Below are 13,778 nucleotides of genomic sequence, written 5' to 3' on the forward strand. Positions count from 1 at the left end.
GTCGCCCCGGCGAACGCCGGGGTCCAGCGACCCTGCTCTTATGACGGTCGGAATCCGCTCGTCTTGAAACTGGCTGGTGCCCGAATCTCAACGCCCCAGCCGCGCCACCAGCGCCCGCAATCCCGCCTGCGTATCCGGCGCATTCCACGCATCGACGAAGCGGTCCAGTTCGATGTTCTGCGCCGACAACGCCTCCACCAGATCCGCACGCGCGATCGCGCGTGTTTCCAGCATCGGGGCGCGGGGCAGGGCGAGCAGGGATTCGAGCCAGAGACGTGCGCGCAGCGGCACTTCGTCGATACCGGCCAGCTCGTCGACCAGCCCCAGACGCAGTGCTTCGTCGGCATCGACCAGCACGCCGCCGACCAGCAGGCGCTCCGCCTGGCGCGTACCGATCGTGCGGCGCATCAGTCGCTGGATCCCATCCGGCGCCACCAGACCCACCTGGGTTTCATTGAGGCCGATGCGGTACGCACCCGAGGCCATGACGCGGTAGTCGCAGCACAGCGCCAGCACGCAACCGCCAGCGGGCGCGTGGCCGGCGATGGCGGCGACGACGGGCATGGGGGCGCCGGCGAGTGCACGCGCGCCGGCGAAGAACGCCTCCCAGGCATCGCGCAATGACGCGGTGTCGGGCAGCGCGAGCAGATGCGGCACGTCCAGGCCGCCGGAAAACACCTTCGGGCCACCGGCGAGCACGACGCCGCCGACGCCATCTGCAGCCGCCGTGTCGATCGCATCGCGCAGCGCCAGGCACAGCGCCGGGTCGAGTGCGTTCGCCGGCGGGCGGGCGAGCTTGAGCTCGCGGATCGGGCCGTGATCCTGGGTCTCGATCAATGCGGTCATCGCGTCGGGTCCATGCGAAAGGAATCCGCATGGTAGCGGCAGCGGGATGTCCGGGCCGCAGCGCGACCCAGTGCTGAAACGCTGCGCCTGCACGCTGCACGCTGCAGGCGCAGCGGTGAATCAGCCGGCCGCGAGCGCCTTCGCGCGTACCGATTCGGGCAGCGCAACCGGCCGTCCGGTCGCGCGGTCGATCCACACCATCACCACATGCCCGTCGGCGTGCAGCGTGGCGCCGTCGTCGGAGACGATGCGATGGCCGATCGTCACGCTGGAATTGCCGAGGCGATCGGCCAGCAGTTCGACGACGATCTTCGACGGATACGGAATCGGCACCTTGTAGTTCATCTGCACCGCGGCGAGCAGCGGCGCAGTCTCGTCGGTGACCCAGGGCTCGCCGACCGTGTCGAACCAGCGGATGCGCGCCTCTTCGAGGTAGGTCATGAAGTTGGAATTGTTGACGTGGTTGAACGCATCGAGATCACGCCAGCGCAGCTCGATCGGCATCCGGATCAGCACTTTCGACTCGCTCATGCCTTGACTCCCTTCTTCTTCGTCGCCTGCTTCGAGGCGGCCTTCTTCGTGCTCGCCTGCATGGCTTCGGGCGCTTCCGGATCAGCCTGTTTCGAACCGGCCTTCATCAGCTCGGCGCGCACCTTCGCTTCGGCCTCGGCGGCCTTCGTGGACGCGCCCTTGCGCGGCAACGGCTTGGGCAGATGCGTGGTCGACTTGCGGGCCATCTTGCGTTCCGGCTTCGGCGCCGCCGGCTCCGGCAACTTGGCGCCGAGCAGGCGTGCGAGGAAATGTCCGGTGTGCGACTGCGGCATCGCCGCGACCTGCTCGGGCGTGCCCTCGGCAATGATCTGGCCACCGCGATGTCCGCCTTCCGGGCCGAGATCGATCACCCAGTCCGCGGTCTTGATCACGTCGAGGTTGTGCTCGATCACGACCACTGTGTTGCCGTCGTCGCGCAGCTTGTGCAGCACGGCGAGCAGATGTTCGATGTCGTGGAAGTGCAGGCCGGTCGTCGGTTCGTCGAGGATGTAGAGCGTGCGCCCGGTATCGCGACGCGAGAGTTCCTTCGACAGCTTTACGCGCTGCGCCTCGCCACCCGACAGCGTGGTCGCGCTCTGGCCGAGCTTGACGTAGGACAGGCCCACATCGACCAGCGTTTCGAGCTTGCGCGCGATCGGCGGCAGGTTCTCGAATAGGCCCAGCGCGTCCTCGACCGTCATGTCCAGCACGTCGTGGATGCTATGGCCCTTGTAGAGGATCTCCAGCGTCTCGCGGTTGTAGCGCTTGCCGTGGCAGACGTCGCAGGGCACATAGACATCGGGCAGGAAGTGCATCTCCACCTTCAGCAGGCCATCGCCCTGGCAGGCCTCGCAGCGCCCGCCACGCACGTTGAAGCTGAAACGCCCGGCCGCATAACCGCGCGAACGTGCTTCCGGCACCTGCGCGAACAACTCGCGCAGCGGCGTGAACAGGCCGGTGTAGGTCGCCGGATTCGAGCGCGGCGTGCGGCCGATCGGCGACTGGTCGATGTCGACGACCTTGTCGAACAGATCCAGCCCTTCGATCTCGCGATACGGCGCCGCCTTGTGCGAGGCGCCGTTGATCTCGTTCGCCGCCAGCGAATGCAGGGTGTCGTTGATCAGCGTCGACTTGCCGGACCCCGACACACCGGTGATCGCCGTGAACAGACCGGAGTGGATCGTCAGATCGACGTTCTTGAGGTTGTGGCCGGAGGCGCCGAGCAGCCTGAGCTGCATCTTCGGATTCGGCTTGTGGCGCTTGGCCGGAATCTCGATGCGCTTGCGGCCGCTGAGGTACTGGCCGGTCAGCGAGCGCGGCGCCTTGAGTACATCTTCATAGGAGCCCTGCGCGACGACTTCACCGCCATGCACGCCCGCGCCCGGACCGATGTCGACGATGTGATCAGCCAGGCGGATCGCATCCTCGTCGTGCTCGACGACGATCACCGTATTGCCCAGATCGCGCAGTCGCGTCAGCGTGCCGAGCAGACGCTCGTTGTCGCGCTGGTGCAAGCCGATCGACGGCTCGTCGAGCACATACATCACGCCGACGAGGCCGGCGCCGATCTGCGACGCCAGGCGGATGCGCTGCGCCTCGCCGCCCGACAGCGTATCGGCCTTGCGTTCCAGCGTGAGGTAGTCGAGCCCCACGTCGACCAGGAAGCTCAGGCGCTCGCCGATCTCCTTGACGATCTTGGTCGCGATCTCGCCGCGCCAGCCCGGCAGTTCCATCGTGTTGAAGAACGTCAGCGCTTCATCGATCGGCAGCACGACCAGCGATTGCATCGGCCGGTCGGCGACGAACACATTGCGCGCCGAACGGTTGAGGCGCGCGCCGCCGCAATCGGGGCACGGACGCTCGCTGATGTACTTGCCCAGTTCCTCGCGCACCGCCGATGACTCGGTCTCGCGATAGCGGCGCTCGAGGTTTGGCACGATGCCTTCGAAGCGATGCTTGCGCTGGGTGCGCGCGCCCGAATCGGTGATGTAGGTGAAGTTGATCGTCTCGGTGCCGCTGCCGAACAGCACTGCATCGCGCGAGGCCTGCGGCAGTTCCTGCCACGGCGTGTCGACGTCGAAGCCGTAGTGCTTGGCCAGCGACTGCAGCAGCTGGAAGTAGTAGGCATTGCGGCGGTCCCAGCCGCGCACGGCGCCGGCCGCGAGCGACAGCTCCGGATGCACGACCACGCGGTCGGGATCGAAGAACTCGCTGACCCCCAGGCCGTCGCAGGTCTGGCAGGCGCCGATTGGCGAGTTGAACGAGAACAGGCGCGGCTCGAGCTCGGGCAGCGCGTAATCGCAGACCGGGCAGCTGTACTTGGACGAGAACAGATGCGGCGCGATCGACGCATCATCGATCGCCTGCACCGACACCATGCCTTCGCCAAGCTTGAGCGCGGTCTCGAACGACTCGGCCAGGCGCTGCTTCATGTCCTCGCGGACCTTGAAGCGGTCGATCACGGCCTCGATCGTGTGCTTCTGCCGCAGCGCGAGCGTCGGCAGGCCGTCGATCTCGTAAAGCGCGCCGTCGACGCGCACGCGCACGTAGCCCTGTGCGCGCAGTTGCTCGAACACCTGGGCATGCTCGCCCTTGCGTTCGCGCACGACCGGCGCGAGCAGCATCCAGCGCTGCTCGGGATCGAGCGTCAGCACGTGGTCGACCATCTGGCTGACCGTCTGCGCCTCCAGCGGGTAGCCGTGATCCGGACAGCGGGGGCTGCCCACGCGTGCATAGAGCAGGCGCAGGTAGTCGTAGATCTCGGTGATCGTGCCGACCGTCGAGCGCGGGTTGTGCGAGGTCGACTTCTGCTCGATCGAAATCGCCGGCGACAGACCTTCGATGTGGTCGATGTCCGGCTTTTCCATCACGCTGAGGAACTGGCGCGCGTAGGACGACAGCGACTCGACGTAACGGCGCTGGCCTTCGGCATAGATCGTGTCGAACGCGAGCGACGACTTGCCAGAGCCCGACAGACCGGTGATGACGATCAGCTGGTCGCGTGGCAGGTCGAGGTCGATGTTCTTGAGGTTGTGGGTACGGGCACCGCGAATGCGGATGGTATCCATCGCCATCGGCTTGGAATCCGGTTGTGGGACTGGGGGAGGGCGGTCCGGGACCCGCACCGCGGCACCTGCGGTGCGCGGAACGGGAACAATCGATCAGACTAGCGAGCCCGACAGATGGGGGCAAACTCCGGATGGACCAGTCTGCCGCTGCGCCGTCTCAGGATCTGCGAATGGCGCCCGTTCATCGCCGGCGCCGAAGCAGGCCGGGCGCCGGTTGTCTTTCGGACCGCCGAGGCGGGCATCCGCGCGGCAATCCCGGGTCGACTTGACCGCAAGTCACTGATCCCATTAAAATCCCGCCCCTGTCCGCCCTCGATGGCGGCAGAGTGAGACCACAATAACTACAAAGGAAGTCTGGTCATGAGTTATGCAGTCCTCGTCACGGGCGGTAAGCAGTACCGCGTGATGGCAGGTGAAACCCTTCGCGTCGAGAAGCTCGAAGGCGACGTGGGTAGTGAAATCAAGTTCGACAACATCCTGTTGCTCGGTGACGGTGATGGCGTGAAGCTGGGCGACGCGCTGAAGGGCGCGACGGTTGCCGCGACGATCAAGTCGCACGGCCGCGCCGACAAGATCCGCATCATCAAGTTCCGTCGCCGCAAGCACTCCATGAAGCAGCAGGGACACCGTCAGTACTACACCGAAATCGAGATCACCGGCATTGCCGGTGGCAGCAAGTAAGGAGCAGCAGGCATGGCACATAAAAAGGGCGTAGGTTCTTCGCGCAACGGCCGCGACTCCAACCCGAAGTATCTCGGCGTCAAGATCTACGGTGGCCAGGCCATCGAAGCCGGCAACATCATCGTGCGTCAGCGCGGCACCCAGTTCCACCCGGGCGCCGGCGTGGGCCTGGGCCGCGACCACACGCTGTTCGCGCTGGTCGACGGCAAGGTCAACTTCGCGACCAAGGGTCCGAAGAACCGCCGCACCGTCAGCGTGCTCGCCGAGTCCTGAGCCTCACGCGACGCGTGACACCGGAAAGCCCCGCTTCGGCGGGGTTTTTCGTTCTGGCGGGTGTTGCACGCCAGAACGACGGGATTGGTGATTCGGGATTCGGGATTTGCAAGTGCGACCCGCGTGTTCCGGCCAATCCATCGAGAGGGCTGAGCTGTCGTCGCCCCGGCTTTTCCTAATCCCCAATCCCCAATCCCGAATCCCGAATCCCATGAAATTAGTCGACGAAGTCGAAATCACTGTCACCGCCGGTAATGGCGGCAATGGCTGCGTCGGATTCCGGCGTGAGAAGTTCATTCCGCTCGGCGGCCCGGACGGCGGCGACGGCGGTAACGGCGGCAGCGTGCTGATCGTCACCGACGAGAACCTCAATACGCTGGTCGACTTCCGTCACCAGACCATGTTCCGCGCCGAGCGTGGTGAGAACGGCATGGGCCGGCAGATGTACGGCAAGGGCGGCGAAGACAAGATCATCGTGGTGCCGGTGGGCACGGTGGTGCACAACGTCATGACCGACGAGGTGATCGGTGATCTGACCGAGCACGGTCAGCGCCTGCTGGTCGCGCGCGGCGGTCAGGGCGGTCTGGGCAACATGCATTTCAAGAGCTCGACCAACCGCTCGCCGAGGCAGTCGACGATGGGCGAGCCCGGCGAAGAACGCACGCTGCGCCTGGAGCTCAAGCTGTTGGCCGACATCGGTCTGCTGGGCTTCCCGAATGCCGGCAAGAGCACGCTGATCCGCGCGGTGTCGGCGGCGACGCCGAAGGTCGCCGACTATCCGTTCACCACGCTGTATCCGAATCTCGGCGTCGTCAGCGTCGAGCCGGCGCGCAGCTTCGTGATCGCCGACATTCCGGGCCTGATCGAAGGCGCGGCCGACGGCGCCGGGCTGGGCGCGCTGTTCCTGCGCCACATCCAGCGTACGCGCCTGCTGTTGCACCTCGTGGAGATCGCCCCGCTCGATGGCACCGATGCCGTGGACCAGGTCCGCGCGATCGAGCGCGAGCTTGAGAAGTTCGATGCCGCCCTGCTCGACAAGCCGCGCTGGCTGCTGATCAACAAGGCCGACACGCTGATGCCGGAAGAGGCCGAAGACGAGGCTGCCCGCATCATCGACACCCTTGGCTGGACCGCGCCATGGTTCCTGATCTCGGGCCTCGCCCATGACGGCACCCGTGAGGTGATGCTGAAGGTGCAGTCCACCCTCGACGACATGGATCGCGAAGAGCGCGAGGCGGCGGACGCCGTCTGATGCGAGTGGGCGGCGGATATCCGCTGCCCCTTGGACACGGTCGACTGCCGCATCGGCCTGGTGGGGCGCCGGCGTGCATCGCAGACGCCCGCACTCAGATAACGCCCGCGAGAGCATGTTCGATTTTCCGGCGTTTTTGATGCCCGGCAATTCGGCTGCTCGCGATCGACAGGCTTCAGTGGTGCTCGCACATCCGGGGCAATGCCTGGTCCAGCGTTCTGTGCGCGACAGATGCGCACTCTGCAATGCGGCAACACGTATCGCACATATCCGCTGACGCGGCAGGCGAGGGCGCGTGCAAGCGGTGGGGGATCGCAAGCGTATCCGAGCGATCGGCGCAGAGAAGCCGCGCACCAATAGTTCGCGCACGACATAGATCCCGTCGCCCCTGGCGCACGCCGGGGCCTAGCGGCTTTCCTTGGATTGCTTTTGGGCGACACAGCGCACACCGGCCCGCAACACGCGAGACGGCTCCCGCGTTCCAAGCAACGCTGGATCGCCCAGGCACCCGGCCAACAAAAAACCCGGCCGAAGGCCGGGTTTTTCTCGCATCGACCGCCGAAGCGGCCGGTCAGGAATCAGGCAGCAGCCTTGATTGCCTTGATGCGTGCGGTCAGGCGGCTCTTGTGACGGGCTGCCTTGTTGCGGTGAATCAGACCGCGCGAGCTGAAACGGTCGAGGATCGGCTGGGCGACATTGAATGCCTCCTGCGCGCCGGTGGCGTCGTTGGCCTCGAGCGCCTTGAGGACTTTCTTGACAGCAGAGCGGAGCTGCGAGCGCTGTGCGGAGTTGCGCGCATTGCGCACAACGGTCTGCTTGGCGCGCTTCTTGGCGGACTTGATGTTTGCCACGATGGATTCCTGGAAGCTGGACGTGTGAAAATCCGGCGTCGCCGGATCAATGGAAATTTGAGCAGGAAATTATGGGTGTTTCAGATACTTGCGTCAACCGACCCGGCCTGAACGGCGCTTTCTGGTGACGGCCCCCGATCCGGCGGCCGCCAGCCCGGCCCCGAAGAAGCGCGGCGGGCTGCTGCGTTCGAGCGCGGTGTTCAGCGCGATGACCCTGCTGTCGAGGATTGCCGGCTTCGCCCGGGACATGCTGCAGGCCACGTTGTTCGGCACGGGCGGTGCGATGAGTGCGTTCATTGTCGCCTATCGCATCCCGAATTTCCTGCGGCGCGTGTTCGCCGAAGGCTCGATGGCGATGGCCTTCGTACCAGTGCTCAACGAGATCAAGGAACGCGGGGATCGCGCCGCACTGAAATCCTTCATCGATCACATGACCGGTGCGCTGTGTGCGGTCGTGCTGGTGGTCTGCGCGCTGGGCATGCTGCTGGCGCCGGTGATCGCACGTCTGTTTGCGCCGGGCTGGGCGGACCAGCCGGAACTGCTGGGGCAGACCGCGCAGATGCTGCGCATCACGTTCCCGTACCTGTTCTTCATCTCGTTGATGTCGCTGTCGGCCTCGATCCTCAACAGCCACGGCAGGTTCGCGCTTCCCGCCTTTACTCCGGTTCTCCACAACCTGACGATGATCGCGGCGATGCTGTGGCTGGCGCCGCGCTTCGAATTGCCGCCGCAGGGTCTGGCCTGGGGTGTGCTGATTGCCGGGTTCCTGCAGCTCGCGCTGCTGTGGCCGGCGCTCGGTCGCCTGGGATTGCGCCCGCGTTTCCGGCCTGGGTTCGCGCATCCGGAGGTGCGCAAGGTGGGCCGGCTGATGCTGCCGACGCTGTTTTCGTCCTCGGTTGCCCAGGTCAATCTGCTCGTCGGCACCGCGTTCGCATCGCTGCTGGCTGCGGGCAGCGTGGACTGGCTGTACTACTCCGACCGCCTGATCGAGTTTCCGCTGGGCCTGTTCGGCGTGGCGCTGGGCACGGTGATCCTGCCGCATCTGTCGCGGCGACATGCGGCCGAGGACGCGACGGGCTACAACCAGTCGCTGGACTGGGGGCTGCGCATGGCGTTGCTGGCCGGCGTGCCCGCGGGCCTGGGTCTGCTGCTGCTGGCCGAGCCGATCACCGCCACGGTCTACAACTACGGCGCATTCGGCGCCGATGACACGCGCATGGCAGCGATCAGCCTCACCGCGATGAGCCTCGGCGTGCCGGCCTTCATGCTCAGCAAGGTGTTGGCACCTGCGTTCTACGCGCGACAGGACACCAAGAGCCCGATGCGCGCCGCGATCTGGACGGTCGTGGCGAATGTGCTGCTGACCATCGCGTTGACCACGCCGTTGTGGCTCTACGACATCCCCGGCGCGCACGGCGGTATCGCCCTGGCCACGGCGCTGGCGGGTGTGGTCAATGCGGCGCTGCTGTGGCGGTATCTCCGCCAGCGCGGGATCTTCAGTCCCGAGCCCGGATGGGCGACCTACGGATTGCGCCTGGCCTGCGCCTGCGCGGCGATGGCGATCGTGGTGCTGGGTCTGCGGTTCTGGATCGGTGCGTGGACCGACATCCAGGGTGCGCTGCATCGCATCGGCTGGCTGGTGCTGGTGATCGGTGCGGGCGGAGTGACCTATGCAATGGCGATGATCGCGCTGGGCCTGCGGCCACGGCACCTGAGGTACTGAGCGAAGCCGGCGCGCGGCGCCGGGCCCGGGCCAGACCGGGTGGCGGCTATACTTGTCGGTCACTTTTTTCCGCGGGCGTGCACTGGTGCGCCCGCCGCAACGGACCCACATGAGCAGGCTGTTCCGCGACATCGCCGGCGGGCCCCTCTGTGCCGACGGCAGCGTGGTCTGCATCGGCGCGTTCGACGGGCTGCATCTGGGGCACCAGGCATTGGTGCGGCATGCGGTTGCGCGTGCGCATGTGCTGGGCGTCGACGCCGCCGCGCTGAGTTTCGAACCGCTGCCGCGCGAGTTCTTCGCCGCCGCCTCGCCGCCACCGCGTCTGGGGCCGGTGCGCGCGAAGTTCGAGGGCCTGCGTGGCCTTGGTGCCGACGTGGTCGGCCTGCTGCGCTTCGACGCGCGCATGGCGGCGATGTCGCCGGAGGCTTTCGTCGACGCGGTGCTGGTGCAGCGCTTGCGCGCGCGCGAAGTCTGGGTCGGCCCGGGGTTCCGCTTCGGCCACAAGCGCGCGGGTGATCTGGCGACGCTGCAGGCGCTGGGCCGCGAAGCAGGCTTCATTGCCGGCGAGATCGAGCCGCTGGTTGTCGATGGCGAGCGGGTGTCCAGCACCCATATCCGCACCGCGCTGGTCGCCGGTGATTTCGAACACGCCGCGCGCCTGCTCGGACGGCCGTACGCGGTGTCCGGTCGCGTGGTGCGCGGCAAGCAGCTCGGTCGCACGCTGGGCTATCCGACCGCGAACCTGCGCTTCGGCGGCAAGGTGCCGGCGCTGCGCGGCATCTACGCCACGCGCGTGCACGGCATCGGTGATGCCCCGAGGCCGTCGGTGTCGAGCTTCGGCACGCGGCCGACGGTCGGCGGCGTCGAGCCGCTGCTCGAAGCGCATCTGTTCGATTTCGACGGCGATCTCTACGGACGCCGCATCGAGGTCGAGTTCGTCGCGCGCCTGCGCGACGAGGAAAAGTTCGACGACCTGCCGAGTCTGGTCGCGCAGATGGATCTCGACGCCGCACAGGCCCGGGCCGTCCTCGCCGCGCCGCATTCCCTACGATTTGAAACGCAACGACAGGACTACGCGTGAGCGCAGACGCCAGCAATTCCAATCCCTACAAGTCGACGATCCACCTGCCGGCGACCGACTTCCCGATGCGCGGTGATCTGCCCAAGCGCGAGCCGGCGATGCTGGCGCGCTGGGAAGAAGAGGGCCTGTACGCGCAACTGCGTGCGCATGCGCGCGGACGGCCGCAGTTCGTGCTGCACGACGGCCCGCCGTATGCGAACGGCTCGATCCATCTGGGCCATGCGGTCAACAAGATCCTCAAGGACATCATCGTCAAGTCCAAGGGCATGGCGGGTTTCGATGCGCCCTACATCCCGGGCTGGGATTGCCACGGCCTGCCGATCGAGATCGCGATCGAGAAGAAGTGGGGCAAGGTCGGCGTCAAGCTCGATGCGGTCGAATTCCGGCAGAAATGCCGCGAATACGCCAACGAGCAGATCGACATCCAGCGCCGCGACTTCAAGCGCCTCGGCGTGCTCGGCGATTGGGACAACCCGTATCGCACGCTCGATTTCCGTTTCGAGGCAGACGAGATCCGCGCGCTGGCCAAGGTCGTCGACAACGGCCATCTGACCCGCGGCGTGAAGCCCGTGCACTGGTGTTTCGACTGCGGCTCGGCGTTGGCCGAAGCGGAAATCGAATACGCCGACAAGGTCTCGCCCGCGGTCGACGTCGCGTATCTCGCGCGTGATTCGGCCGCATTCGCGCATGCGTTCGGCGCGACGCTGCCGAGCGATGTCGACGTCGCGCTGCCGATCTGGACGACCACGCCGTGGACGTTGCCGGCGTCGCTGGCGATCTCGCTGGGCGCCGATCTCGAATACGCGCTGGTCGAAGGCCCGGTGGCGCAGGACGGCCGTCGTCGCTGGCTGGTGCTGGCCGATGCATTGGCCGAGCGCGCGCTGCATCGCTATGGCGTCGATGGCGATGTGGTCGTGCACGGTCGCGTGGCTGGCAGCGCGCTGGAGCATCTGCTGCTCACGCATCCGTTCTATGCCGAGCGCGACATCCCGGTGATCCTCGGCGACCACGTGTCGGCCGAAGATGGCACCGGCGCGGTGCACACCGCGCCCGGCCACGGCCAGGAAGACTACGTCGTCGGCAAGGCCTACGGCCTGCTCGATCGCTATACCGCGGCCCAGCTCAACCCGGTCGATGGTCGCGGCGTCTATCTGCCGTCGACCCCGCCGATCGGCGACACCGTGCTCGCCGGCCTGCACATCTGGAAGGCCAACGACGTCCTCGTCGACGCGCTGCGCGCGCAGGGCAGCCTGCTCGCGTTCGCCAAGCTCGAGCACAGCTATCCGCATTGCTGGCGCCACAAGACGCCGATCGCGTTCCGCGCCACGCCGCAGTGGTTCATCTCGATGTCGCAGGCCAATCTGCGGAGCGACGCGCTGGCCGCGATCAAGGACGTCACCTGGTATCCCGAGTGGGGCCAGGCGCGCATCGCCGGCATGGTCGAGGGGCGCCCGGACTGGACGATCTCGCGCCAGCGCACCTGGGGCGTGCCGATCGCGCTGTTCGTGCATCGCGAAACCGGCGAGCCGCATCCGCGCAGCACCGAGCTGATGCGCCTGGTTGCCGATCGTGTCGAACAGCACGGCGTGGACATCTGGTACACGCTCGACGCAAGCGAGTTGCTCGGCGACGAGGCCGCGGATTACGACAAGATCACCGACATCCTCGATGTCTGGTTCGATTCGGGCGTGACCCACGAGTGCGTGTTGCTGGCGCGTGGCTACCGGAAGCCGGCCGACCTCTACCTCGAAGGCTCGGACCAGCATCGCGGCTGGTTCCAGTCCTCGCTGCTGACCGGCGTGGCGATCGACAAGGCCGCGCCGTACCGGCAGTGCCTGACGCACGGTTTCACCGTCGACGAGCACGGCCGCAAGATGTCGAAGTCGCTCGGCAACGGCATCGAGCCGCAGGACATCATGAAGACGCTGGGCGCCGACATCCTGCGCCTGTGGATCGCCTCGGCCGACTACAGCAACGAGATGTCGCTGTCGCAGGAGATCCTCAAGCGCACCGCCGACGCCTACCGCCGCATCCGCAATACCGCGCGCTTCCTGCTCGGCAACCTGGCCGGCTTCGAGCCCGCGCGTGATCTCGTCGCGCCGCAGGACATGGTCGCGCTGGACCAGTGGATCGTGCATCGCGCGGCCCAGCTGCAGGCGCGCATCGAAGACGCCTATGCGCGCTACGATTTCGCCGAGATCGTGCAGGCGCTGTCGAACTTCTGCAGCGTCGATCTGGGTTCGCTGTACCTCGACGTCACCAAGGACCGGCTCTACACGATGCCCGAGCATTCGGTGGGCCGTCGCAGCGCGCAGACCGCGATGTATCACATCGCCGAAGCGTTCACGCGCTGGATCGCGCCGGTGCTGAGCTTCACCGCAGAAGAGTTGTGGAGTCATCTGCCGGCACCGGCGGAAGGCACCCGCGAAGCCAACGTGCAGTTCGCGACCTGGTACACCGGCTTGCGCGAACTCGAGAGCGATGCCGGCTGGTCGGCGCAGGATTTCGACCGCGTGCTGGAACTGCGCGAGCGCGTGTCCAAGGTGCTCGAGCCGATGCGCGCCAGTGGTGAGATCGGTGCGGCGCTGGATGCCGAGATCGAACTGCGTTGCGGCGTTTCCGACGCGAACTGGCTGTCGCCGGTGGTCGACGAACTGCGCTTTCTGCTGATCAGCGGCGACGTGACGATCGTCGATGACCCGGCCGCGACTGCGATCGGGGTCACCGCGCGCGTGACCGGCAAGCCCAAGTGCGTGCGCTGCTGGCAGCGCCGCAGCGATGTCGGCACGCATGCTGATCACGCGGAGTTGTGCGGCCGCTGCGTGACCAACATCGCGACCGATGGTCGCAACGGGCAGGGCGAGTTGCGGAGGTGGTTCTGATGACCCGGGTGACGCCCAACGCGCTGCCGTGGCTGGTGCTCTCGGCAGTGGTGATAGTGCTCGACCAGTTGACCAAGTACTGGGTGCTGACCGCGCTGCCCGAATACACCGCGATCCCGGTCATCGAGGGCTTCTGGAACTGGTACCGCACCTACAACACCGGCGCGGCGTTCAGTTTCCTTGCCGATGCGGGTGGCTGGCAGAAGTGGTTCTTCACCATCCTCGCGATCGTGATCTGCGGCACGCTCGGGTGGTGGCTGGCCAAGACCCCGCGCCGCGACTGGCGCACCGCGCTGCCGTTCGCGCTGGTGATCGGCGGCGCACTGGGCAACGTCATCGACCGCCAGATCCATGGCCACGTCGTCGATTTCATCCAGTGGCACTGGCAGGACTACTACTGGCCGGCGTTCAACCTTGCGGACGCGGCGATCGTCGGTGGCGCGATCGGGATCGCGCTGTTCGGGTTCTTTCCGGCGAAGAAGAAGTAAGGCGGCGCATGCTTCGCTCCTTCCCCCGCGTGCGGGAGAAGGTCGGGATGGGGGCGAACGATCCGATTTCGGATTGTCGCCGTAGGCGATGGCGAAGCGTTC

At 66.5% G+C, this 13,778-nt stretch carries 10 protein-coding genes and 1 pseudogene; 7 read left to right on the forward strand and 4 right to left on the reverse strand.

The window, feature by feature from the left end; translation table 11 throughout:
* Positions 1-87 precede the first annotated feature (87 nt).
* The 3 genes and pseudogenes from J2W68_RS15645 to uvrA form a co-directional block, all read right to left on the reverse strand.
* A complete protein-coding gene (locus J2W68_RS15645) occupies positions 88-846 on the reverse strand; it encodes an enoyl-CoA hydratase/isomerase family protein (RefSeq protein ID WP_310237660.1) in 759 nt (252 codons plus the stop codon).
* 120 nt (positions 847-966) lie between these two features.
* On the reverse strand, positions 967-1,377 hold the full coding sequence (locus J2W68_RS15650; RefSeq protein ID WP_232149947.1) for an acyl-CoA thioesterase: 411 nt from the start codon (positions 1,375-1,377) through the stop codon (positions 967-969).
* A 214-nt stretch (positions 1,378-1,591) separates the two neighbouring features.
* A pseudogene (gene uvrA, locus J2W68_RS15655) lies at positions 1,592-4,451 on the reverse strand (excinuclease ABC subunit UvrA); the annotation flags it as partial.
* Positions 4,452-4,805: 354 nt separating this feature from the next.
* Here uvrA and rplU point away from each other — a divergent pair.
* The 3 genes from rplU (at position 4,806) to cgtA (ending at position 6,651) form a co-directional block, all read left to right on the forward strand.
* On the forward strand, positions 4,806-5,126 hold the full coding sequence (gene rplU / locus J2W68_RS15660; protein WP_232136109.1) for a 50S ribosomal protein L21: 321 nt from the start codon (positions 4,806-4,808) through the stop codon (positions 5,124-5,126).
* A 12-nt stretch (positions 5,127-5,138) separates the two neighbouring features.
* Positions 5,139-5,399, forward strand: coding sequence for a 50S ribosomal protein L27 (rpmA, locus tag J2W68_RS15665; protein ID WP_310237667.1), 261 nt, complete (start codon positions 5,139-5,141; stop codon positions 5,397-5,399).
* A 211-nt stretch (positions 5,400-5,610) separates the two neighbouring features.
* Positions 5,611-6,651, forward strand: a complete 1,041-nt coding sequence (gene cgtA, locus J2W68_RS15670; protein ID WP_310237669.1) for an Obg family GTPase CgtA — start codon at positions 5,611-5,613, stop codon at positions 6,649-6,651.
* Positions 6,652-7,229: 578 nt separating this feature from the next.
* On the opposite strand, the gene rpsT is transcribed toward cgtA, so the two are convergent.
* Positions 7,230-7,502: a 30S ribosomal protein S20 gene (gene rpsT, locus J2W68_RS15675; protein ID WP_310237671.1), complete on the reverse strand. Its 273-nt coding sequence runs from the start codon at positions 7,500-7,502 to the stop codon at positions 7,230-7,232.
* Positions 7,503-7,680: 178 nt separating this feature from the next.
* Here rpsT and murJ point away from each other — a divergent pair, with 178 nt between their 5' ends.
* The 4 genes from murJ (at position 7,681) to lspA (ending at position 13,676) form a co-directional block, all read left to right on the forward strand.
* Positions 7,681-9,225 carry a murein biosynthesis integral membrane protein MurJ gene (murJ, locus tag J2W68_RS15680; RefSeq protein WP_310237808.1) on the forward strand — a complete coding sequence of 515 codons (1,545 nt, stop codon included), beginning with the start codon at positions 7,681-7,683 and terminating at the stop codon, positions 9,223-9,225.
* A gap of 109 nt (positions 9,226-9,334) precedes the next feature.
* Entirely contained in the window at positions 9,335-10,306 is a 972-nt protein-coding gene (locus J2W68_RS15685) for a bifunctional riboflavin kinase/FAD synthetase (protein WP_310237673.1), read from the forward strand.
* Positions 10,307-10,371: 65 nt separating this feature from the next.
* Complete coding sequence (gene ileS, locus J2W68_RS15690) at positions 10,372-13,188, forward strand: isoleucine--tRNA ligase (protein WP_310237810.1); 2,817 nt, start codon at positions 10,372-10,374, stop codon at positions 13,186-13,188.
* Complete coding sequence (gene lspA, locus J2W68_RS15695) at positions 13,188-13,676, forward strand: signal peptidase II (protein ID WP_310237675.1); 489 nt, start codon at positions 13,188-13,190, stop codon at positions 13,674-13,676. The genes ileS and lspA overlap by 1 nt, the downstream gene beginning before the upstream one ends.
* The last annotated feature ends 102 nt before the right edge of the window (positions 13,677-13,778 follow it).

Source organism: Luteimonas terrae (assembly GCF_031457535.1).
Taxonomy (GTDB): Bacteria; Pseudomonadota; Gammaproteobacteria; order Xanthomonadales; family Xanthomonadaceae; genus Luteimonas; species Luteimonas terrae_A.

What these genes read in the sequence shown, in the direction of transcription:
- J2W68_RS15645 (WP_310237660.1), bottom strand. Translation starts at nt 846, where the DNA reads ATGACCGCATTGATCGAGACCCAGGATCACGGCCCGATCCGCGAGCTC.
- J2W68_RS15650 (WP_232149947.1), bottom strand. Translation starts at nt 1,377, where the DNA reads ATGAGCGAGTCGAAAGTGCTGATCCGGATGCCGATCGAGCTGCGCTGG.
- rplU (WP_232136109.1), top strand. Translation starts at nt 4,806, where the DNA reads ATGAGTTATGCAGTCCTCGTCACGGGCGGTAAGCAGTACCGCGTGATG.
- rpmA (WP_310237667.1), top strand. Translation starts at nt 5,139, where the DNA reads ATGGCACATAAAAAGGGCGTAGGTTCTTCGCGCAACGGCCGCGACTCC.
- cgtA (WP_310237669.1), top strand. Translation starts at nt 5,611, where the DNA reads ATGAAATTAGTCGACGAAGTCGAAATCACTGTCACCGCCGGTAATGGC.
- J2W68_RS15685 (WP_310237673.1), top strand. Translation starts at nt 9,335, where the DNA reads ATGAGCAGGCTGTTCCGCGACATCGCCGGCGGGCCCCTCTGTGCCGAC.
- ileS (WP_310237810.1), top strand. Translation starts at nt 10,372, where the DNA reads ATGCGCGGTGATCTGCCCAAGCGCGAGCCGGCGATGCTGGCGCGCTGG.
- lspA (WP_310237675.1), top strand. Translation starts at nt 13,188, where the DNA reads ATGACCCGGGTGACGCCCAACGCGCTGCCGTGGCTGGTGCTCTCGGCA.